Genomic DNA, 21739 nt, shown 5'->3' with positions numbered 1-21739 from the left:
TAAAGGTGTTGTCTGCAGCCCGGATGCGCTGACTCAGCCAGTGCCGACCCGCAGCAGCAGCGACCCGAGCCGTTGCTGGAACAACCAGCGCCCCTGCTCAAGCACCAGCACATCCTCGAAGCTGCCCAGCAATGCGGGCGATTGCGCCGTCCACGGCGGCGCTGCGGCGGTATCACCAGCGGTGTAAAGCAGTACGTGGCTGTGCGCGTGCGCCAGCGTGTGCGATTGGACGCTGACCAAGGTATTGAGCATCAGGTGGCACGTGGTGCGCGGCGCACGCTCGCGAAACGACTGCAAGATGGCCTCGCGCCCACGCACGGGCGCATCCGGTGCACTGGGGCGCGCGAACACACCGTCGTCGGTGAACAACGCGGCGAGGCCGGCATGATCATGGCGATCGTTGTACAGCGCGAACCGGCGGATCGCTTGCTCGCAGGCGATGATGATCGAGGCGTCTTCGTGCATGCAGCGCTCCTCAAGACGTGACCAACGCAATCTCGATACCCGGCCGACTGCGTGTTTCGGCGATAGTCGCCACGTAGCGCCATCCGTTCGGCCTACGCGCCATCACGCGGCCTGCAACCAGTCGCGCAGCGCGTCGCTGACGGCGGAAGGTGCTTCGACCGGCGCCATGTGCCCGCAGTGCTCGAAGATCGCCAGCCGCGCCTGCGGAATGTGTCGTGCCATGTCCTGATGCCGCGCCAACGGGCTCCACGCGTCTTGTCGCCCGACTCCCAACAACGTAGGACACGTGATGTGCGCGAGCACCGGCCCCGCATCGGGGCGTTCCAGCAAGGCGTGGGTCTGCCCAGCAAAGCTCTGCGCACTGTGCCGCTGCACCATGGCCATCAAGTCATCCATCAACTCGCTGTCGGCGCTGTGATCGGGGTGCAGCATCGGCGGCAGCCAGCGCTGCGCCAGCGCCTGCATCCCCTGGGCGTGCGCCAGTCGCACCAACGCAAGTCGTTCTTCGCGTTCGCCGGCGCGGCGCGGCGCGATGCCTGTATCCAGCAGGGCCAGCCGCAGCACGCGCGCGGGCGCCTGGCGCATGATGTCCAGCGCGACCCGTCCGCCCATCGAATGTCCCGCCAGCGCAAAGTGCGGCGGCGCGACGGCCAATACATGCGTGGCCATCTGCGTGATGCTGTCGAAGCCGGCGAAATCCATCACCTGCACATCGGCCAGATCGCGCAGCGCGACGCGCTGCGGTTGCCAGATGGCGGCGTCGCATAGCAGGCCGCACAACAGCAGCACTGCCGGCTTGGAGGAAGGAGGCGCAGACGAAGTCATGGCGCGACTGTAGCCACGGCAGCCACGCACGTCGTATGGAACCTGCTGCCTTCGCTATAGCATAAAAGGCATATCAAGGCATGACAGACAGCCGCCGACGCCGATTGCGGCGGCTGGCGCGATGGGCTCACGCGCCGCCGGAGGCGCGCTTCCACAGCACATCGACCAACGGCGGCAACTTGCCGGCCAGGCCCAATACCGATCCGCGCAACAACGTCAGGTGCATGTCGTCGTTGGAAAACACCGTGTTGATCGCATCAAAGCCGTAGGCGGCAACGGTGTTCTCGCTGCGCCGGGTACGTGCCCAGCGTTGCAGGCGATGCGGCGCGGCCCAATCGGCACGTTTGGCCATCGCCTCGCGCACGCTCTGCCGCAACGCCGCCACATCGCGCAGGCCCAGGTTGACGCCCTGCCCGGCCAGCGGATGCACCACATGCGCGGCATCGCCCAGGGTCAGCACGCGGCCGCTGACGTACTGCTGCACCAACTGCCGTTGCAGCGGGAAGGCGGTGCGTGCCGACACCACGCGTACCTCGCCCAGGCGCGCCGCGAAGGCCTGGGTCAACTCCCGCGAGAAATCGGCATCGTCCAGCGCCAGCACGCGCTCGGCGTCGGCATCCGGCAAGGTCCACACAATCGAACTGCGGCCATCGGCGAACGGCAGGAAGGCCAGCGGCCCGGTCGTCAGGAAGCGCTGCCAGGCGGTGGCCTGATGCGGGTGTTCGGTTTCCACGAAGGCAACCACGCCGCGCTGTGCGTAGGCATGCCGGGAAACCGGCAGCCCGGCGAGTTCACGTAGGGTGGATGCTGCACCATCGGCGGCAATGGCCATTGCGGCTTCCAGCCGGCTGCCATCGTCCAGGCGCAGGCGCACGCTGGCGGCGTCCTGCTCCAGCTCGACCACGCGTGCCGGACAACGCACTTCGATGCCGGCCGCATGCACGGCGGCCCACAAGCGGTCCACCAGCACGTCGTTTTCGATGATCCAGCCCAGTTGCTCGCGTCCCAGCGTGTCGGCGTCGAAGCCCAGCTCGCCACCTCCGCCAGCATCCCAGACCCGCATGCGCCGGTAAGGTTGCACGCGCGCGGCACGCACCGCATTCCACACGCCCAGGCTGTCGAGCAATGCGGCGTTGTCGGCGGCGAAGGCATAGACACGCAGATCGGGTTGATCGGCGCGCCAGCGCGCTGGCTCGCGCCCTTCGACCAGGGCAACGCGCAGGCCGGCATCGTTCAACGCCAGCGCGCAGGCCGCGCCGACAACGCCACCGCCGACGATCACGGCCTCGCGCGTGCTGCGCCGGCTCATGCGCTGCTCCGGCACAGTTGCGGCACATCGCCACGGAAGCCCATGGCACCGCCCACCAGCATCGATTGCAGCGGGGCCGCCTGCGAGGTCGCAAACAAGCCCAGGCTACGCAACGGCCGCAGCAACGGTGCCGGGTTGCCGGTGAGCCGCGCCAGACCGCTGGAAAACCCGATGGTGTGCTCGCGGTCCACCCGCCGCCGCGCCAGATACTCGGCCAGCAACGCACCGGCACCGGCATCGCTGCGATCGTGCTCGATCAATTCGGCCAGCGTCAGCGCATCGCGCAACCCCAGGTTGAAGCCCTGCGCGCCGATCGGATGCAGCGTCTGCGCGGCATTGCCCAGCAGCACCACGCGCTCGGCGATGAGGCTGTCGGCCAGCACCTGCACCAGTGGATAGGCACTGCGTTCGCCGGTGACGACCATGCGCCCGGCACGCCAGCCGGCTGCACGCTGCAGGCGCGCCAGCCAGCCGGTGTCATCGAGCGCAGCCACGGCTTCGGCCTCGGCGCGCGCCACGCAATGGATCGCACCGTAATGACGGTCGCCGCGTGGCAACAGCGCCGTTGGCCCATGTTCGCCAAAACGCTCCCAGGCCGTGCCATCGGGCGGTCGTGAGGCACGCACGCGCGCCACGAACAGGGTCTGCAGGAAATCGTGGGCATCGGTACCGATATGCAGCAGCTCGCGCACCGCGCTATGGCTGCCGTCGGCGCCGACCACCAGGTTGGCCTGCACCCGTTGCTCGCCCGCATCGGTAGCCAGGCGCACCGCGCGCAGGTCGTCCTGCACCGGTTCTATGCCGATGCACCGTGCGGGCCGGTAACGGCGCAGATGGGTCAGTTCGTCCAGGCGCGTTTGCAAGGCATCGCCGAAGTCGCGTGCCACCACCACCTGGCCGAAGGCGTCGCGGCCATAATCGGCCGCGTCCAGTTGCACGCGGCCGAAGTCCCCGGCGCGGCTGACATGGATGCGCCGGATCGGCCCGGGCGGACTGCGCAGCTTGGCCATCACTCCGAGCGCACCGAGCGCGTTCACGGTGGCCGCGGCGAAACTGAGGTTGCGTTGATCAAACACTGCCGGCGGCGTGCCGGCCGGGGTGGCCTCCACCAGCCCGACATCCAGGCCGAGGCGGTCCAGCGCAATCGCAAGGCTGGAGCCGACCAGGCCGCCGCCAACGATCAGAACGTCATGGGGATGTGTCATCCCCACATGATAAGCCTTCGCCCCCTGCGCGTTGCCGACGCAGGGCGGGACATCTTGCCGCGCCCGCTGCCACCTGCGCCGTGCATGGTTGACGCGCAGCGCAGCGCTTCACGCGCTCCCCAAACACATGCAGCGGCTGGAAAAGCGTGGCGAGCAGTCGCCAGGCGGGCGTGGATGGCGCACCCAGAAACGGCGGTGTAGGCGTGGCGCAGGCCGATTCCGGGCGCCGGCCACGCCGGCTTGGCACTGCGCAGTCGTTCTGCAGCTGCCGTGACCCAAGCCGCGGGCAGCACCACTTCCACGCTACACTCCAGGGCCCGTGATCCGGCCCGCTTCGCGCATGACTTCTCGTTCGCACGACACCCTGATTCTGAGTCTGCTCGCCGTGTTGATGGCGGCTACGCGGATCAATCACTTCGCGCCGGTTCCGGATGCGTCCTGGGCGGTGTTCTTCATCGGCGGATTTCATCTGGCTGCGCGCACCAAGCTGGCATTTCCGCTGCTGATGCTGCTGGCCGTGGCGGTGGACTGGCTGGTGATCACCGGCCAGGGGCTGAGCTTCTGGCAGCACTACTGCGTGTCGCCGGCGTACTGGTGCCTGATCCCGGCGTACTTCGCGCTGTGGGCCGGCGGCGTATGGCTGCGCCGGCACTACCATGGCGCACAGTGGAGCGCGCTAGCGCGGCTGGTGCCGGCCCTGCTGATCGCCGTGGCGCTGTGCCAGCTGATCGCCCAGGGCAGCTTCTACTGGATCAGCGCCAGCGTGGCCGACCCGACCGTGGCCGGCTGGTCCAAGAATTACACCGACTGGCTGGGGCCATATCTGCGCAGTGCCGCGCTGTACGTGGCCGCCGCCGCGGTGATCCAGGTGGCTGCCGAGCGTCTGTCCGCACCGCGTCGCCAGCCCTACGCCGGCTAAGCCATGGGCAACCGGCTCTCCCGCATCTATACCCGGACCGGCGACGACGGCAGCACCGGCCTGGGCGACGGCAGCCGGACCGGCAAGGATGCGTTGCGCGTCAATGCCTACGGCACCGTGGACGAAGCCAATTCGGCGATCGGCGTGCTGCTGGCCGCACCCGGCGTGCCGGAGCCGATCGCCGCACTGCTGACCACCGTGCAGCATCAGTTGTTCGACTTGGGCGGCGAGCTCTGCATCCCCGGCCACGCGGCCATCGACGCGACCGACATCCAGGCGCTGGAGACGCAGCTGGACGCCTTCAACCAGACGCTGCCCGCACTGCAGGAATTCATCCTGCCGGCCGGTGGCGAGGCCGCCGCGCGCTGCCATCTGGCCCGCACCATCGTGCGCCGGGCCGAGCGCGAGACCGTTGCGCTGTCGCGCCAGGAAGCGGTGCGCAGCGAGGCGATCGGCTACCTCAACCGCTTGTCCGACCTGCTGTTCGTGCTGGCGCGCGTGCTGGCGCGTGCCGATGGTCGGCAGGAAGTCCTGTGGCGGCACGACCGCCGGCGCGGTTGAGCATGCGCCCGGGTCGGCGCAGAGGCTAAAGTTGCCCCATGTTGGTCTTTACCCATCCCGCCTGCCTCGGTCACGACGCCGGCCCTGAGCACCCCGAAAGTCCCGCCCGCCTGGAAGCGGTGGTCGAGGCGCTGCGCGCCGCATTCCCGGATCTGGACTGGCGCGAAGCGCCGTTGGCCAAGCTGGGCGATCTGTGCCGGGTGCACGAGCGCGAGCAGGTGGATGCGGTGCTGGAAACCGCCTTCGACGGCTATCGCCAGCTGGACGTGGACACGCGCATGGTGCCCGCCTCGCGCGCGGCCGCGCTGCGCGCTGCAGGCGCCGGCATCGCGGCCGTGGATGCGGTGATGCAGGACCAGACCCGCACTGCTTTCTGCGCGGTCAGGCCGCCGGGCCACCACGCCACCGCACAGGTGTCGATGGGCTTTTGCCTGTTCAACAACATCGCTGTGGCCGCCGCCCATGCGCGCGACCGGCATGGGCTGGAGCGCATCACCATCGTGGATTTCGACGTCCATCACGGTAACGGCACCCAGGCGATCTTCGAGCGCGACCCCGCCGTGCAGTACCTGAGCACCCACCAGTCCGGGCTGTATCCGCATTCGGGCAGCGTCTACGAGCGCGGCGTCGGCAATATCCACAACCTGCTGCTGCCACCAGGCAGTGATGGACTGCGCTTCCGCAATGTCTGGGAAGACGAGATGCTGCCGCTCGTCGATGCCTTCCGTCCGCAGTTGATCCTGATCTCCGCCGGCTTCGATGCGCATCTGCGCGACCCGCTGGCCGACCTGATGCTGGACGACAACGATTTCGCCTGGCTCACCGGCGCGCTGCGCACCCTGGCCGACCGCCATGCACGCGGCCGCGTGGTCTCGATCCTGGAAGGCGGCTACGACCTGCAGGCGCTGCGCGAAAGCAGCGTGGCGCACGTGGCAGCGCTGCGCTGAACCCCGGCCGGGGCGCCGGTCGCGCCACCGGTGGCGATGAACCTCGCCCACCCGGCGCCGGCGCTCTTCATTGCCCCTATGCGGGGTATGCGGCAAGCTAGTCGCCATTTTCTTGGTTGAACCCACGCGTGCGCCGAGCTCTCCGCCTGCTGCCCCTGCCTTTGAGCATCGCCATCTGCCTCCCGGCCATGGCTGCCGACAAGCCGTTGAACTGGGGACTGTGCCCGGCCGTAGACCCGCTACCCGGCTTCGACGGCGCCCCTGCCGCCGACCCCAAGGCGGCCGAAATGCGCCAGCAGCTGCCGACCGACATCGAAGGCGACCAGCTTTCCGGCACCAGCACCACCCCGCAATACCAAGGCAATGTTGCGTTGAAGCGCGGCGACCAGTTCCTGGGTGCCGACAACCTGCGCATGGACACCGAAACCGGTAACTACATCGCCGAAGGCAATGTCCGCTACCAGGACACCTCTTTCCGCATGGTCGCCGACCGCGCCGAAGGCAATCAGGATACCGACACCCACAAGGTCACCAACATCCAGTACCAGTTGGTGGAGCGCCGCGGCAATGGCGACGCCGAATCGGTGGACCTGCAGGGCCAGGTCGGGCAGATGCATCGATCCACGTACACCACCTGCGACCCCTCGCAGCCGATCTGGCGCGTTCGCGCGCCCGAGATCGACGTCGACAACGAGGAAGGTTTCGGTACCGCGCGTAACGCGGTGCTGCAGATCGGCAAGGTGCCGGTGCTGTACTTCCCATGGTTCAAGTTCCCGATCGACGACCGCCGCCAGACCGGCCTGCTGTTTCCGCAATTCGGTTTGTCCGGCCGTAACGGCTTCGATTATCTGCAGCCGATCTATCTGAATCTGGCACCGAACTACGACGCCACGTTGTTGCCGCGCTACATGAGCAAGCGCGGTTTCATGTTCGGCACCGAATTCCGTTACCTGTACGAAGGCGGTCGCGGCGAAGTCACCGGCAATTACCTGCCCAACGACAAGTTGCGCGACAAGGACCGCGGCAGCGTGTTCTACAGCGGCTACCACAACGTCAACACCCACTGGCAGGCGCGCAGCAGCATCTCCTGGGTCAGCGACACACGCTATGTCGAGGACTTCACCAGCCGTCTGAACGGCATGGGCTCGGCGTCCAGTCTGCAGAGCACCGTGGGCATCTACGGCACCGGGGAAACCTGGACCGCAGGCCTGATGGCCGACCGTTGGCAGCTCACCGACTACACGCTGGACGAGCAGGCCCTGCCCTATAACCGGCAGCCGCGCGCGTATTTCACCTGGGAAAAGCCGCTGGGCATTTTCGAGGCGGGCGTCTATGCCGAGGCGGTGCGCTTCACCCACGACGATTCGTACCAGGTCAATTACATCCCGAACGCCAACAACAACAATGGCGACGAGTACGTCCGCACCAATATCCGCAACAAGGAATATGGCAGCGGCGCGCGCCTGGACGTCAAACCGTATATCTCGATGCCACTGTCGGGCGCAGCGTGGTTCCTGACGCCCACCGTGGCATGGCGCTACACCGCGTACCAGCTGGATTCCACGCTGGCCAACACCGCACCGCTGACCGGCAACCGCACCCCGTCGCGCAGCCTGCCGATCGCCTCGCTGGACGCCGGCCTGTATTTCGATCGCGAAACCTCGCTGTTCGGCACCAACTATCTCAATACGTTGGAGCCGCGCATGTACTACCTGTACGTGCCATACCGCGACCAGGACGATCTGCCGGTGTTCGACACTCGTCCGTTCACCTTCAGCTACGGTCAGTTGTTCCGCGACACCCGCTACACCGGCGCCGACCGCCAGAACGATGCCAACCAGCTGACCCTGGCGGTGACCTCGCGCTGGCTGCGCCAGGACGATGGCCGCGAAAAGCTCTCGCTGAGTGCGGGCCAAATCTTGTACTTCAGCGACTCGCTGGTGACCATCAACAACAGCAACAATTCGGCCGCCGGTAGCGAGCAGACCGTCGAACAGGGCAAGTCGGCCTGGGTGGCCGACGCCAACTACATGATCAACGACCGCTGGTCGATGGGCGCCACCTACCAGTGGAACCCGAACTCGCGCAAGGAAGATCTGGCCAGCCTGCGCACGCGCTATCTGCTCAACAACGACGGCATCATCAACCTGGCGTATCGCTACCGTCGCAACCTCACCGACAACAGCGACCAGCTCAAGCAGGCCGATTTCTCCTTCCTGTACCCGATCAACCCCAGCTGGAGCGCGGTCGGTCGGTATTACTACTCTCTGCTGGACCGCAAGCCGCTGGAAATCATCGGTGGCGTGCAATGGGACAGCTGCTGCCTGGCGGTACGCGGACTGGTGCGCCGGTTCGTGCGTAACCGCGATGGGGAGATGGACAACTCGATCCAGATCGAGTTCGTGCTGAAGGGCTTGAGCTCGTTCGGGCAGAACACGGATCGCACTTTGCGCCGTGCTATTCTCGGCTATTACCGCGACGACCTCTACCTGGTCCCGCCCAGCAACACCACGACCAATCCGGACGATTACGATCCGAACCTGATTCCATGACCAAGCCTTTCTCTGTTGTTCTTGCCTCGCTGCTGGCCATTACCAGCACGGTTTCGCCGTTGGCCTCGGCACAGCAATCCCAGCCGCTGGATCGCATCGCTGCCATCGTCGACGAAGACGTGGTGCTGCAGAGCGAGCTCGATCGTGCCGTCCGCAACGTCAAGTCGCAGTACGCCGGTCGCGAAAACCAGCTGCCGCCAGACGATGTGCTGCAGCGCCAGGTCCTTGAGCGCTTGGTACTGGTCAAGTTGCAGGTCAGCCGCGCCGATGGCAACGGTATCCGCGTCAGCGACGAGGAGCTCAACCGCGCCATCGCCAGCATCGCCCAGCAGAACGGCACGACCGTGGACGGCTTGCGCCAGAAGCTGGCAGCCGACGGCATGGGCTACGCCGACTTCCGCGCATCGGTGCGCGACGAGATCATCGTGCAGCGCCTGCGCCAGAGCTTCGCGCAGAGCCGCATCAGCGTGAGCGAAGGCGAGGTGGATACCGCGCTGGCCCAACAGGCCGCCACCGGCAGCCAGTACCACCTGGCGCATATCCTGATCGGCTTGCCGGAAGGCGCAAATGCCGAACAGATCGCCACCGGCCAGAAAAAGGTCGATGGCGTCAAAGCCTTGATCGACAAGGGCGAGCTGGATTTTTCGGCCGCTGCGGTGCGTTATTCCGATAGCCCCAATGCGCTGGAAGGTGGCGATCTGGGCTGGCGCAGCCTGGATGAGATTCCCAACGCATTCGCGCAGCTGATCCGCGACATGCAGCCCGGTCAGGTGGCCGGACCGCTGCGCGGCCCGAGCGGCTTCCAGCTGCTCAAGCTGGTGGAAATGCGCGACGCCAATGCCGGCGGCGAAAAGAAGATGGTCACCGAGTACCACGCACGCCACATCCTGGTGCGGATCGGCGATAACCAGACCGAGGCGCAGGCCAAGGCCAAGATCGATACGATTCGCGCACGCATCGTCGGTGGCGCCGATTTCCAGGCGACGGCCAAGGAGTCCTCAGAAGACACCAACAGCCGCGGCCAGAGTGGCGATCTGGGCTGGTTCCCAGCCGATGCGTTCGGCCCGGACTTCGGCAAGCAGGTCGAAAGCTTGACCGACGGCGCGGTCTCCGAGCCGTTCCGTACCCAGGCGGGCTGGCATATCGTGCAGCGCGTCGGCAGCCGCCAGACCGACGTCAGCGCCGAGAATCAGCGCGCGCAGGTGCGCGAAACCATCGGTCGCCGCAAGCTGGAAGAAGAATACAACCGCTATCTGCAGGAACTGCGTGGCGAAGCGTATGTGAGCTACCGCACCGGCGACCGCGCCGATGACAACGCCACTGCCGCTCCAGCCAAATCGGCAGACCCTGCAGCGCCCTCGCCGCCGCCGGCAAAGCCGACGCGCTGAGGCCGGGCATCCGGATCGCATGATGGTCCCGTCGCTCGCGCTGGTGCCAGGCGAGCCGGCCGGAATCGGGCCGGAGCTATGCGTCCGGCTTGCGCAGCAGCCGCGCTCGGACGCGCATCTGATTGCCTACGCCGACCCAGATACTTTGCACAGCGCCGCAACGGCGCTGTCGTTGCCTGTGCGGCTGCTCGAGCCCGACCAGCCCGCACGCGCGCCCGGCGACCTGCCGCTGCATCCCATTCGCCAAGCCGTGGCCACGCGTTTCGGCGTACCTGACCCAGCCAATGCCGCAGCGGTGATCGCCGGCCTGCGCAGCGCCGCGGCCGACTGCCTCGCCGGCCGCCTGCAGGGAATCGTCACTGGCCCGGTGCACAAGGCAGTGATCAACGCCGGCGGGATTGCCTACACCGGCACCACCGAACTGCTGGCCGAACAAGCCGGTTGCCCGGTGGTGATGATGCTGGCCAACAGCATCGTGCGCGTCGCGCTGGTGACAACCCATCTGCCGCTGCGTGCGGTGGCCGATGCGATCACCGCCGATGCCCTGCGGCAGTGTCTGCGCATCACCCATGCAGCGATGCAGCGCGACTTCGGCCTGGAGCACCCGCGCATCGCCGTGCTCGGCCTCAACCCGCATGCCGGCGAAGACGGTCACCTGGGCCGCGAGGAACTGGATATCGTCATTCCGGCGCTGGAGCAACTGCGCGGGCAGGGCATGCAGCTGATCGGCCCGCTGCCGGCGGACACCGCCTTCTTGCCGCAGAAACTGCGTGGTTTCGACGCGGTGGTGGCGATGTATCACGATCAGGGCCTGCCGGTGCTCAAGTACAGCGGCTTCGAGCAGGCGGTGAATATCACCCTGGGCCTGCCCTACCCGCGCGTGGCGGTGGATCACGGGACTGCGCTGGAACTGGCCGGCCGCGGAATCGCGGACCCCTCCAGCCTGATGGCGGCCACTGCGTTGTGTGCGCGATTGGCGGCGCGCCGCTAAACCCACGCGTGCCTACTCGCTGCGGGCATGCCGCATGGTGCACGCCGCCTATCCGCCAAGCGCGGTGCGCGCGCAAACGACACCGCGTGCAGGCGCGGCCTCCGTTAAACTGCGCAGATGAATCCTTCTTTCAGCGCACCGGCCAAGAAGTCGCTTGGCCAGCACTTTCTTGCCGACCGGTATTACATCGACCGCATCGTGCAGGCGGTAGACCCGCGCGCCGGCCAGCATCTGGTCGAGATCGGCCCAGGCCAGGGTGCCATCACCTTTCCGTTGCTGCGCAAGCATGGCGCGCTGACCGTCATCGAATTCGATCGCGACCTGATCGCGCCGTTGACCGAGGCCGCGGCGCCGATCGGCGCATTGCGCATCATCCACCGCGATGTGCTCAGCGTGGATTTCACTGCACTGGCCGATGGCACGCCGATCCGCCTGGTCGGCAACCTGCCCTACAACATTTCCTCGCCGATCCTGTTCTATGCGCTGGACCATGCCGCTGCCGTGGCCGACATGCACTTCATGCTGCAAAAGGAAGTGGTCGACCGCATGGCCGCCGGCCCCGGCAGCAAGGTGTACGGACGGCTCAGCGTGATGCTGCAGGCGTATTGCGAGGTGACTGCGCTGTTCGTGGTGCCGCCGGGCGCCTTCCGGCCGCCGCCGAAGGTGGACTCGGCAGTGGTGCGGCTGGTGCCGCGCGATCCGGCCACGGTACTGATCAACGACCGCCGCCGCTTCGCCGATGTGGTGCGCGCCGGGTTCGGGCAGCGCCGCAAGACCCTGCGCAATGCCTTGTCCGCCATTTGCGAACCAGCCCACTTCGACGCTGCGCAGGTGCGCCCGGACGCACGCGCCGAACAACTCGAGGTCGCCGATTTCATCCGGCTGGCCAATGTCGAGCTGGCTTGAGCGCCGTTCCCACACCGTTTTATTTAGACTTTCACCATGCAAGATGATCCGCGCTACCGGGTCGAGGTCGAGGTATCGCCCCGCTTCCTCGCCCATCAATCCACTCCGGACGAAGGCCGCTATGCCTTTGCCTACAGCATCCGCATCCAGAATGCGGGCGCAGTGCCTGCGCGCCTGATCGCGCGCCATTGGCAGATCACCGATGGCAACGGACGCACCGAGCAGGTGGATGGTGAAGGGGTGGTCGGCGAACAGCCGTGGCTGCGCCCGGGCGAAGCGTTCCATTACACCTCTGGCGTACTGCTGGAGACCGAGCAGGGACAGATGCAAGGCCACTACGACATGGTGGCCGACGATGGCACCGAATTTATCGCCCCGATCGCCGCCTTCGTGCTGAGCGTACCCAGGACGCTGCACTGATGGATGCTGGAGTGAGGGAGCGCGCGCAATGAGTGTCTGGGCCATCGGCGACCTGCAAGGGTGCTACGACATCACCCAGCGATTGCTGGAGAAGATCAATTTCGACCCCGCCCAGGACACGCTGTGGTTCTGCGGCGATCTGGTGAACCGCGGCGGGCAATCGCTGGAAACGCTGCGCCTGGTGCATGCGTTGCGCGCACATAGTGTGGTGGTGCTGGGCAATCACGACCTGTCGCTGCTGGCGATCGGCGCGCGCTCGGAAGAAGAGCAGCGCAAGGTCAACCCGGACCTGCTGCGCATCGTGATGGCAGAAGATCGCGATGCGCTGCTGGACTGGCTACGCATGCAGAAGCTGGCGCACGTGGACCGCGAACTGGGCTGGATGATGATCCACGCCGGGCTGGCGCCGAAGTGGACCACGCAGATGGCCGAAAAGCATGCACGCGAGGTCGAGCAGCAACTGCAGGGCGGCGGCTATCGCAAGCTGCTGCGCAATATGTACGGCGACCAGCCGGGCTGGTCGCCGGGCCTGAGCGGCTATGACCGCAGCCGCGCCATCATCAATCTGTTCACCCGCATGCGCTATTGCACTCCGCGTGGGCGCATTGCCACCGACGACAAGGGCACGCCGGGCACGCAGGCGCAGGGCCTGTATCCATGGTTCGAAGTGCCGGGACGGGTCGAGCGCGACCTGAAGATCGTCTGCGGGCATTGGTCCGCGCTGGGCCTGACCATCACCCAGGGCGTCCATGCGATCGATACCGGTGCGGTCTGGGGCGGCAAGCTGACCGCGTTGCAGCTGGATACCGACGAACTACGGGTGGTGCAGGTGCCGGGAAATCCGATCACGCATCCGCCGAAAACCGCGCAGCGCCCGCGGCAACCGCGTCGCCGGCAGCGGCACCGTGGTGGCGACCAAGCGCAGACCGGGCCCGCTCCGACACCGGCATCGACCGGTCCAGCCGGCGGCTGATCCGGCGCCCTGGCGCCAGCGCGCCCAGCGCTACGCCGTCGCGCCGCCTTCCCGGCACGGGAGTGCTGGACGGCTTGCAAGCGATACCGCCTATCGGCCGGGTGCGGCCGCAGTTGCCGCGCTGTGCGTCGCACGTTGCAACGGCCCCGGCCGCCCGGGCCGCTCCGGAAGCAATGCCGGCCGCGTGTCAGGCCTGCCGCAATGCGTCGACTGGCGCTGGCAGACGCGGCATCGCCGCCAGCAACGCACGCGTGTAGGCCGAACGCGGCTGTGCGAACACCTGCTCGGCCGGTCCCGCCTCCTGGACCTGTCCGTGCCGCATCACCAGGATGTCGTGACTGACCTGACGGATCACACCGAGGTCGTGCGAGATGAAGAGGTAGGCCAGCCCCAGGTGTGCCTGCAGGTCCGCCAGCAGGTCGAGCACCTGCGCCTGGACCGATACGTCGAGTGCCGACACCGCTTCATCCAGCACGATCAGGCGCGGCTCGGTGGCGATGGCGCGCGCGATCGCCACGCGCTGGCGCTGGCCACCGGAGAGCTGCAGCGGGAAGCGGCCGGCCAGCGCGGTACCGAGCCGTACCTGTTCGAGCAGCTCGGCGATCCGGGCGCGCTGTGCAGCACGCGGCAGGCCCACCGCATCCAGCGCGTCGCCGAGAATGCGGGCCACCGTCCAGCGGGGGTCGAACGAACTCAGCGGATCCTGGTAGACCGCACTGATCGCACGCCGCCACGGCCGACGTTGCGCTTCGGACACGCGTGCGGCAACGCTGCCGATCCAGGGCCGGCCGTTCAGCCGCACCTCGCCTGCATCCGCCTCGGTCAGGCCCAGGACCAGCCGTGCCAGGCTGCTTTTGCCGGAACCGGATTCGCCGACCACCCCCAGCGTGCGCCCGGCCTGCAACACCAGGTCGACCCCATCGACGGCCAGACGTGCCTCGCCATCCGGACCGCGATAGGCCTTGCGCAGGCCGCGCACCTCCAGCAACGGCGGTGCCGGTGCGTTGGCGGGCTCTGCGCCGGCCAGGGCAGTCGCAACGCGCGGCCCGCGGCCGCCGGGAATCGCCGCGAGCAGCGCACGCGTGTAGGCATGTGCCGGCCGCTGCAGCACCTGCGCAATCGGTCCCTGCTCGACCACCTCACCGTGGCGCAGCACCACCACCTCGTCGGCCAGTTGCGCGACCAAGGCCAGATCATGGCTGATGACCAGCAACGCGCCACCGCGTCGCTTGATCGCCTGCAAGGCCGCCAGCACCTGCACCTGCACGGTGGCGTCCAGTGCGGTGGTCGGCTCGTCGGCGATCAGAATGCCGGGTGCGTTGGCCAGCGCCGAGGCGATCAACGCGCGTTGGCGCAATCCGCCGGAAAGCTGGTCCGGGCGTTGCCGCGCGCGCAGCGCCGGTTCCGGCACACCGGCTTGTTGCAGCAGCTCCAGCACCCGATCGCGACGGCGTGCGCGATCGCCCCAGCCGTGTGCGGCCAATGCTTCCTCGATCTCGCGGCCGACCGGGCGCAGCGGGTCCAGCGATACCAGCGCGTCTTGCAGGACGAAGCCGATGTCCTTCCCGCGTAACCCCTGCCATTGCCGCTCGCTGTAACCGCGCAGATCGCGGCCGGCATGCGCCAGCACGCGCGCGCTGACCTGCGCGTGCGCACCGGCCAGGCCGACCAGGCTGCGCGCACTGACGCTCTTGCCCGAGCCGGATTCGCCGACCAGTGCCACCGCACGCCCCGGCGCCAGGCTGAAGGACAGCTCGCGCACCACCGTGAGCGCAGGCTGGCCGGGGCGGGCGAACGTGACGGTGAGGCCATCCACGCGCAGCAGCGGCGTGCTCATGGGTTGCGTCCTTCCAGACGCCGCTGCAACCAGCGTCCGAGCACGCTGGTGGACAGCGTGGTGAGCACGATGAACACGCCCGGGAAGAAGCTCATCCACCAGGCCAGGGCGACGAAGTCGCGCCCCACCGACAGCAGGGTGCCCCACTCCGGCGCCGGTGGCGGCTTGCCCAGCCCGAGAAAACTCAGTGCCGACGCCCACACGATGATCTGGCCCACGCCCAGGGTCACCGTGACCAGCAGCGGCCGCATCGCATTGGGCAGGATGTGCTGCAGCACGATCCGCCACGGCCGATGGCCAAGCACGCGCGCCGCTTCCACGTAGCCGGAACCGCGCACCGCGAGCACCTGCCCACGCACCATGCGCGCATAGCCCGGCGCGCAGCCCAGGCCGGTCGCCACGATCACCGGGCCCAGCCCGGCGCCGAACACCGCCACCAGCAGCAAGGCCAGCACCAGCGACGGGAACGCGAACAGCACGTTCAAGGTGGCGCCGATGCAGCGATCGAGCAACCGCCCGCCGAGCCCGGCGGCCAGCCCCAGGGCGATGGCCACGCTCATCGCCAGGGCGGTGGCGGCCACCCCGATCGCCAGCGATTCGCGCGTGCCGTAGACCACGCGTGCCCACAGATCGCGGCCGGAGGCATCGGTGCCGAACCAGTGCGCCCAGCTCGGCGCCTGGAACGCCTGCCGCGGCGCCACCGCCAGCGGGTCGGCGCCGGCGAACAGCGCTGGCGCCAGCACCAGCGCGAGCAGCAAGCTGAGAAAGGCAGCCGCCAACGCGGGCCCGGGAGGCAGCGCGATCAGCCAGCGCAATGCGCCACGGACACGTGCGCACAGCGCGCAGGGAGGGAGCGCACGAGACAGCGTTGCGGTATTCATCGGGACTCTCCGGACAGACGCGGGTCGACCAGTCGCTGCAGGGCGTCGATCGACAGGTTGGCGATCACATAGACCGCCGCGATGAACAGCACGATGCCCATCGCCAGCGGCAGATCCTGCGCCTGCACCGCGTAGAACAGCTGCCGGCCAACGCCTTTGCGCGAGAAGATCACCTCGGTGACCACCGCACCGCTGATGGTGGCGCCGATTGCCCAGCCGGACAGACTCAGCCCCGGCAGCAAGGCATGCCGCAGGGCGTGACGCAGGCGAACGGCCCCCTCGCCCAGGCCGCGGGTGCGCGCCGACAACACGAACGGCTGTTCCAGCGCCAGCGCCATCGACTCGCGGGTGACCTGCGCCAGGAAGCCGGCCAGCGGCAACGCCAGCGTCAGTGCCGGCAGGATCAGGCTGCGCAGACCATCGCTGCCGGCCGGCGGCAGCACCCGCAGGCCGAACGCGAACACGGCCAGCAACACCAGTCCGAGCCAGAACTGCGGCAGTGCGGCGGCCACCGTTTCGAGCGTGGAAAACAGCCGGTCGCGCCAGCCGCGGCGCACGCTCGGCAGCACCGACGCCAACGCCAGCAGCCAGGCCAGCAGCAAGGCTGCGCCAGTCAGCTGCAGGGTCGCCCCGGCCTGCTCGCGCAGCACCTGCACCACCGGCAGGTGCTGGGAATAGGAAGTGCCCAGGTCGCCGTGCACCAGCCGGCCCAGGTGCGCCATGTACTGCCGGAGCAATGGCTGGTCGAGCCCATACTCGCGGCGTACCGCGGCCAGCGTCTCGGCGGTTGGATTCGCGCTGGAACCGCCCAGGATCGCCAGCGCCGGATCGCCCGGCATCAACCGCAACACCAGGAACAACAACGTGGCCGCAGCCCACAGCACCAGCGCAGCACCGAGCAGATGCATTGCCAGCGAGCGCAGCTGGCCCAGCCATGGGGCATGGCGGAATCTTCCGCTCGCGATCGCGTTCATTTGCTCACCCAGGCGTCGTACAGCGTGGTGACCTGCAGCGCTGGCTCCAGCGCCACGCCGTGCGCGGTCTTGTAGATACCCAGCCGCGTGCTCTGCGGATAGGTGGTGAGTTGCAGGAACTGGCCGGAGGCGATGCGCTGGGCCTGGTGGTAGAGCTGCGCGCGCTGCTGCGGGTCCTGGGTGGCCAGCGCCTGCGCCACCACCGCATCGAACTGCGCATCGGCAAAGCCTGCGCCATTCTGGTGGAAGCCGCCCTTGCCGCCGACCGGGGCCAGGAATTGCGAGCCGAAGATGATCCGCAGCACGTCGGCGGTATTGGTGTTCCAGTAGCCCACGCGCACGTCGTAGTCCCAGGCTGCCTGGCGCTGCTGCAAGAGCGCGTCGCTGAGCAGGTGCAGCCGTACCTCGAAACCGGTGCCGCGCGCGGTCGCCTGCACCTGCTCCCACAGCGTCTGTTCGGCCGGCCAGGTCTGGCTGCGCATCAGCACATCCACGCTCAGGCGGCGGCCGTTCTTGCTGCGGTAACCGGCGCCATCGCGCCGGGTCCAGCCGGCCTGATCGAGCAGGCGGTTGGCGCGTGCCGGGTCGTAGTCGGCGGCGTGTTCGAAGTCGGCGCTGTAGAACGGCGTGCCGGCACTGAGCGGGCCGCCGGCGCGCGCGAATTCGCCGAAGAACACGCTCTGCAGGGCGCCCTCGACATCGGCCGAGCGCAGGAAGGCCTCACGCACGCGGATATCGTCGAACGGCGCGCGGGTCAGGTTGAGCGTGCCGTTGGTGGGGTTGCCGGGCCGATTGGCAACTAATAGCGAGAGCTCGGGATTGATGCGCGCCGGCGCGTGCGCTTCGGGCGGCAGGGTGTCGATGACATCGACCTCGCCAGCCTGCAACGAGGCGAAGCGTACCGACGGTTCGGCGATGAATTTCCACACCACCCGATCCAGATAGGCCGGGCCGTTGTGGCGGGCGGTCGGCGGCGCCCAGGCATACTCCGGATTGCGCACCAGCACCAGCTGGTTCTGGCGGTCCCAGCGCTCCACCTTGAATGGCCCGGAGCCGACCGGCTGCTGACAGTTCTGCTCGCGCGAACGCGCCAGCGCGGCCGGCGACTGCAAGCCGAGAAACCCCTGCGCCATGACTTCCAGAAATGCCGCGTACGCACTGTCGAGATGCACGATTGCGGTATGCGTATCGACGATCTCGGTGCGGCGGTACTGGCGGATGTAGCCGCCGGCGGTGCTGGACTGGGTATGCGGATCGGTGATGTGGTCCAGGTTGGCCTTGAGCGCTTCGGCGGTGAACGGCGTGCCGTCGCTGAAGCGCACGTCCTCGCGCAGGTGGAAGGTGTAGGCGGTCCCGTCGGCGGAGACCTCCCAACTGCGCGCCAGCCACGGCCCGATCCGGCCCCGCGCATCCATCGATACCAGCGAGTCGAGATATTGGCGGGCCACGAATACCTGCGGCATGTCCCCCTGCACATGCGGATCCAGGCAGGTCGGCTCGCGGTCGGTGGCGTAGATCAACGTGCCGCCCTGGCGCGGCACGCTGCCGGCGGCAGCCGCCGACGCCGCGGGTTGCTGGCGACAGCCGGCCAGTGCCAGCACCGCCAACGCCACGCCGAGCGACGCCTTCATCCGCCGCTCCCGGCTGCCGCCAACGGCGCCGGAAACCGCAGCGGCGGTGGCGGCACCTTGAGATTGGCGGGGTCGCGATAACGCGCACCGAAATGATCGTCCGGCAAGCGTGCCTGGCCTGCGCCGAACAGCCGTTCGCGCAGCGTCTCGCCATCGCGATACGTCTGGCGGAAGCGACCGCGCCGGCGCAGTTCCGGCACCACCAGTTCGATGAAATCGCGTGCGGTCTCGAACGACAGATACTGGCGCAGGTTGATGCCGTCGATGTCGTCTTCGTCGAGCCAGCGCTCGATGGTGTCGGCCACGCCGGTCGGCGTGCCGGCAACGAAATACCGCTCGCGGTCGAACGCCTCCAGCCGCGTCAGCACCTGTCCGACCGTCCACTGCGGGTCGAAGCCGGCCAGTACGCCACGGCCGATCCCGCTGGCGCTGCCCTTGCCGCGCCCGCCGACGAGTTCGCCGATCAACAGATCGCGAGGATAGGCCAGCAGATCGATGTCCGACTGTGCGTGCACCAGGCCGCCGCGCACGCTCATCAGCGCGCGGTAGCTGTCGAGTTTGGCCGCGACCTCTGCATCGGTCCGGCCGACGATCACCCCGGCCTGCACCACGAACCGGATCGCGCGCGGATCGCGCCCCTGCGCTTCCACGCGCGCGCGGGTCTTGGCGATATTGGCGCGCACGTCGGCAGCGGTCAGCCCGCCGGTGAACACCACTTCGGCATGCCGCGCGGCGAATTCCAGCCCGGCCGCCGAGCCGGAAGCCTGGAACAGCAGCGGCGTGCGCTGCGGCGAAGGCTGGCTCAGATGCGGGCCGGCGACCTTGAAGTAGGCGCCGTGGTGATCGATCTGGCGCACCTTGGACGGATCGGTGTAGATGCGCCGCTCACGGTCCTGGATCACCGCATCGTCGTCCCACGAGCCTTCCCACAGCTTGTACAGCACGTCCAGGTATTCGTCGGCGATCTCGTAGCGTTGATCGTGCGGCACCTCGCCTTCCAGGCCGAAGTTGCGCGCCGCATTGGGCAGGTAGGAGGTCACGATGTTCCAGCCGACCCGGCCGCGGGTCAGGTGATCGAGGGTGCTCATGCGCCGCGCGAACGCGAACGGCGGCTCGTAGGTGGTGGAGAAGGTCGCGCCGAAGCCCAGATGCCTGGTCACCTGCGCCATCGCCGGGATCAACAGCAGCGGATCGTTGCTGGGAATCTGCACCGCCTCTTCCAGCGCGGCCTTCGCACCCTGGCCGAAGCTGTCGTAGGCGCCGATCACGTCGGCCAGGAAGATGCCGTCGAAGGTGCCGTATTCCAGCAGCTGTGCCAGCTCGGTCCAGTACTCCAGATCGTTGAACCGGTGCCGGTTGTTGTCCGGGTGCGCCCACATGCCGTGCACGATGTGACTGACGCAGTTCATCTCGAACAGGTTGACGTGCAATTGCTTGGGATCGGCATTGCCGCTCATGCAGTCGCTCCCGTCGACACGCTCGCATCTGCGCCGGCCGCGCTCTGGGATGTGGTGCCGGCGAACCACGCCTCGCGTGGACGACGACCGTTCAATCGCCAGTCGCCAAGCGCACGTTCGCGCAGGATCGCCGGGTTATGCGAGGCGATGGTGCGCGCGTTGCGCCAATGCCGGTCCAGCGCACGCTCACGCGCGGTCGCCGAGGCGCCACCGACCTCGAAGACCAACGTGCTGGCCTCCAGCACCAGTGGCAACACCACCTGCTGGCCGTGATAGGCGGCCAGATCGGCGGCGATGTAATCGGCCTCTGACGCGGTGCCGGCATGATGCGCGAGGTGGGCCTGCTGCAACGAGACGCCGACCTGCTCCACCACCGCCTCTGCAGCGAAGGCCAGGCTCGACAAGCGGCCGACCACCCGCTGCACCAGTGGATCGTCGGCCGGCCGCGTCTGCCCGGGCACGCCGAATACGCGGGTGCGGGCGCGCACGAATTCCACGCCATCGCGCAGCACCGCACGCGCGATCCCGGTCAAGGTCGCCAGGTGCACGCTCTGGTAGAACGCAGTGAGATAGTTGTCCGGCCGCGCCTGCCCGGCGGGATGGCGGTGCAGCACATGCTCGTCCTGCAGCCGCACCGCCCTGAAATGGGTGCTGCCGCTGCCGGTCAGGCGCTGGCCGAAGCCGTCCCAATCGTCGATCCGCGTCACCCCCTGAGCATCGGCAGGCACCGCGAGCGCGAGCTGGTCGCCACCGTCCACGGCGGCCGCCAGGATCCAGTCGGCGTAGAGCGTGCCGGTGGAATAGAACTTCTCGCCATCCAGCTGCCAATGCGCCCCGTCGCGACGCAGCGTCAGCGTGTTCTCGGTGGCCGGGCCGCGCTCGGCCATGGCCGCCCCGAAGAGCGCGCCGGCGGCCACGCGCGGAAACCAGCGCGCGCGTGATGCCGCATCGTCTGCAGTACTGCCGTACAGGCCTTCCACGAAGCCGAAATGCGCACGCAGGATCTGCGGCAGATTGGAATCGGCTTCGCCGAGCCGGGCCAATAGCCGCAGCAGCTGCGGCAGGCTCGCGCCGAGGCCGCCGTGGGCCTGCGGCACGCGCACGGCGCCGAAGCCGGCCGCCCGCAGCCAGGCAACCGGCTCATGGGCCAGGATGCGCTCGCGCTCGCGCGCCAGTGCGCCCTCGGCGATGCGCGCAAACACCGGATCGAAGCGCTGCGCCAGCGCCGCATCGGTCGGCGCGCCGAGCTGCGGCGACGTATCGGAGGGAAAGACAGCTTGAGCATTCATGGGGAGCTCCAAGGGGAGGGAATAGCGATCCAGGGGAGGGGGTGCCGGGATGCGTGCGGTCCCAGGCGTAACGCGTGGCCGGCGTGTTGGATTCCGCTGCGCGCCGGTGGTATGCGTGGCCTCATCGCAGTCCGCACGCCCATTGCGTGCCCATTGCCTGCCCATCGCATGCCCACGTCAGCAGGGACGGAGCTGCAGCAATTGCCGCG

General features: G+C 68.0%; 19 protein-coding genes. 9 read left to right on the top strand and 10 right to left on the bottom strand.

The features are described 5' to 3' along the window. Positions 1-33: 33 nt before the first annotated feature. From J7367_RS01335 to ubiH, 4 genes are all read right to left on the bottom strand, one after another. Positions 34-465, bottom strand: coding sequence for a nuclear transport factor 2 family protein (locus tag J7367_RS01335; RefSeq protein WP_022558369.1), 432 nt, complete (start codon positions 463-465; stop codon positions 34-36). 102 nt (positions 466-567) lie between these two features. Next, positions 568-1290 (bottom strand): alpha/beta fold hydrolase, encoded by a 723-nt coding sequence (locus tag J7367_RS01330; protein ID WP_057660465.1) that lies wholly within the window; start codon positions 1288-1290, stop codon positions 568-570. A gap of 127 nt (positions 1291-1417) precedes the next feature. Further along, positions 1418-2599, bottom strand: a complete 1182-nt coding sequence (locus J7367_RS01325) for a UbiH/UbiF family hydroxylase (RefSeq protein WP_057660587.1) — start codon at positions 2597-2599, stop codon at positions 1418-1420. Further along, entirely contained in the window at positions 2596-3804 is a 1209-nt protein-coding gene (ubiH, locus tag J7367_RS01320; RefSeq protein WP_057660467.1) for a 2-octaprenyl-6-methoxyphenyl hydroxylase, read from the bottom strand. The genes J7367_RS01325 and ubiH overlap by 4 nt, the downstream gene beginning before the upstream one ends. A gap of 340 nt (positions 3805-4144) precedes the next feature. Between ubiH and J7367_RS01315 the strand changes: the two genes are divergently transcribed. The 9 genes from J7367_RS01315 (at position 4145) to J7367_RS01275 (ending at position 13461) form a co-directional block, all read left to right on the top strand. Further along, positions 4145-4723 (top strand): hypothetical protein, encoded by a 579-nt coding sequence (locus J7367_RS01315; RefSeq protein WP_057660468.1) that lies wholly within the window; start codon positions 4145-4147, stop codon positions 4721-4723. Between the two features lie 3 nt (positions 4724-4726). Then, positions 4727-5284 carry a cob(I)yrinic acid a,c-diamide adenosyltransferase gene (locus tag J7367_RS01310; protein WP_005921106.1) on the top strand — a complete coding sequence of 186 codons (558 nt, stop codon included), beginning with the start codon at positions 4727-4729 and terminating at the stop codon, positions 5282-5284. A 38-nt stretch (positions 5285-5322) separates the two neighbouring features. Continuing rightward, on the top strand, positions 5323-6231 hold the full coding sequence (locus J7367_RS01305) for a histone deacetylase family protein (protein WP_057660470.1): 909 nt from the start codon (positions 5323-5325) through the stop codon (positions 6229-6231). Between the two features lie 116 nt (positions 6232-6347). Beyond that, entirely contained in the window at positions 6348-8783 is a 2436-nt protein-coding gene (gene lptD / locus J7367_RS01300; protein WP_172955781.1) for an LPS-assembly protein LptD, read from the top strand. Further along, the gene (locus J7367_RS01295; RefSeq protein WP_057660472.1) at positions 8780-10171 is read left to right on the top strand and encodes a peptidylprolyl isomerase; all 1392 of its coding nucleotides are present in this window, start codon (positions 8780-8782) and stop codon (positions 10169-10171) included. The genes lptD and J7367_RS01295 overlap by 4 nt, the downstream gene beginning before the upstream one ends. 19 nt (positions 10172-10190) lie before the next feature. Further along, entirely contained in the window at positions 10191-11162 is a 972-nt protein-coding gene (gene pdxA / locus J7367_RS01290; RefSeq protein ID WP_057660474.1) for a 4-hydroxythreonine-4-phosphate dehydrogenase PdxA, read from the top strand. Positions 11163-11279: 117 nt separating this feature from the next. Continuing rightward, positions 11280-12068 (top strand): 16S rRNA (adenine(1518)-N(6)/adenine(1519)-N(6))-dimethyltransferase RsmA, encoded by a 789-nt coding sequence (gene rsmA, locus J7367_RS01285; protein WP_057660477.1) that lies wholly within the window; start codon positions 11280-11282, stop codon positions 12066-12068. A 36-nt stretch (positions 12069-12104) separates the two neighbouring features. Further along, positions 12105-12488, top strand: coding sequence for a Co2+/Mg2+ efflux protein ApaG (apaG, locus tag J7367_RS01280; RefSeq protein ID WP_007965232.1), 384 nt, complete (start codon positions 12105-12107; stop codon positions 12486-12488). 28 nt (positions 12489-12516) lie between these two features. After that, positions 12517-13461 carry a symmetrical bis(5'-nucleosyl)-tetraphosphatase gene (locus J7367_RS01275; protein ID WP_007965228.1) on the top strand — a complete coding sequence of 315 codons (945 nt, stop codon included), beginning with the start codon at positions 12517-12519 and terminating at the stop codon, positions 13459-13461. A gap of 187 nt (positions 13462-13648) precedes the next feature. Here J7367_RS01275 and J7367_RS01270 read toward each other — a convergent pair whose 3' ends face one another. From J7367_RS01270 to J7367_RS01245, 6 genes are read right to left on the bottom strand one after another with little or no spacing between them, the layout of a single operon-like run. Then, positions 13649-15298 (bottom strand): ABC transporter ATP-binding protein, encoded by a 1650-nt coding sequence (locus J7367_RS01270; RefSeq protein ID WP_081027590.1) that lies wholly within the window; start codon positions 15296-15298, stop codon positions 13649-13651. Continuing rightward, the gene (locus J7367_RS01265; RefSeq protein ID WP_057660478.1) at positions 15295-16179 is read right to left on the bottom strand and encodes an ABC transporter permease; all 885 of its coding nucleotides are present in this window, start codon (positions 16177-16179) and stop codon (positions 15295-15297) included. The genes J7367_RS01270 and J7367_RS01265 overlap by 4 nt, the downstream gene beginning before the upstream one ends. After that, positions 16176-17153, bottom strand: coding sequence for an ABC transporter permease (locus J7367_RS01260; RefSeq protein WP_022558356.1), 978 nt, complete (start codon positions 17151-17153; stop codon positions 16176-16178). The genes J7367_RS01265 and J7367_RS01260 overlap by 4 nt, the downstream gene beginning before the upstream one ends. Continuing rightward, positions 17150-18784, bottom strand: coding sequence for an ABC transporter substrate-binding protein (locus J7367_RS01255; protein WP_057660481.1), 1635 nt, complete (start codon positions 18782-18784; stop codon positions 17150-17152). Before J7367_RS01255 ends, J7367_RS01260 begins: the two co-directional genes overlap by 4 nt. Continuing rightward, a complete protein-coding gene (locus J7367_RS01250) occupies positions 18781-20241 on the bottom strand; it encodes an LLM class flavin-dependent oxidoreductase (RefSeq protein WP_057660483.1) in 1461 nt (486 codons plus the stop codon). The genes J7367_RS01255 and J7367_RS01250 overlap by 4 nt, the downstream gene beginning before the upstream one ends. Continuing rightward, positions 20238-21530, bottom strand: coding sequence for an acyl-CoA dehydrogenase family protein (locus tag J7367_RS01245; protein WP_022558355.1), 1293 nt, complete (start codon positions 21528-21530; stop codon positions 20238-20240). Before J7367_RS01245 ends, J7367_RS01250 begins: the two co-directional genes overlap by 4 nt. Positions 21531-21739 lie beyond the last annotated feature (209 nt).

The organism is Xanthomonas sp. D-36-1 (genome assembly GCF_017746155.1).
Taxonomy (GTDB): domain Bacteria; phylum Pseudomonadota; class Gammaproteobacteria; order Xanthomonadales; family Xanthomonadaceae; genus Xanthomonas; species Xanthomonas cissicola.
This window is presented reverse-complemented; position numbering and strand designations above follow the sequence as displayed.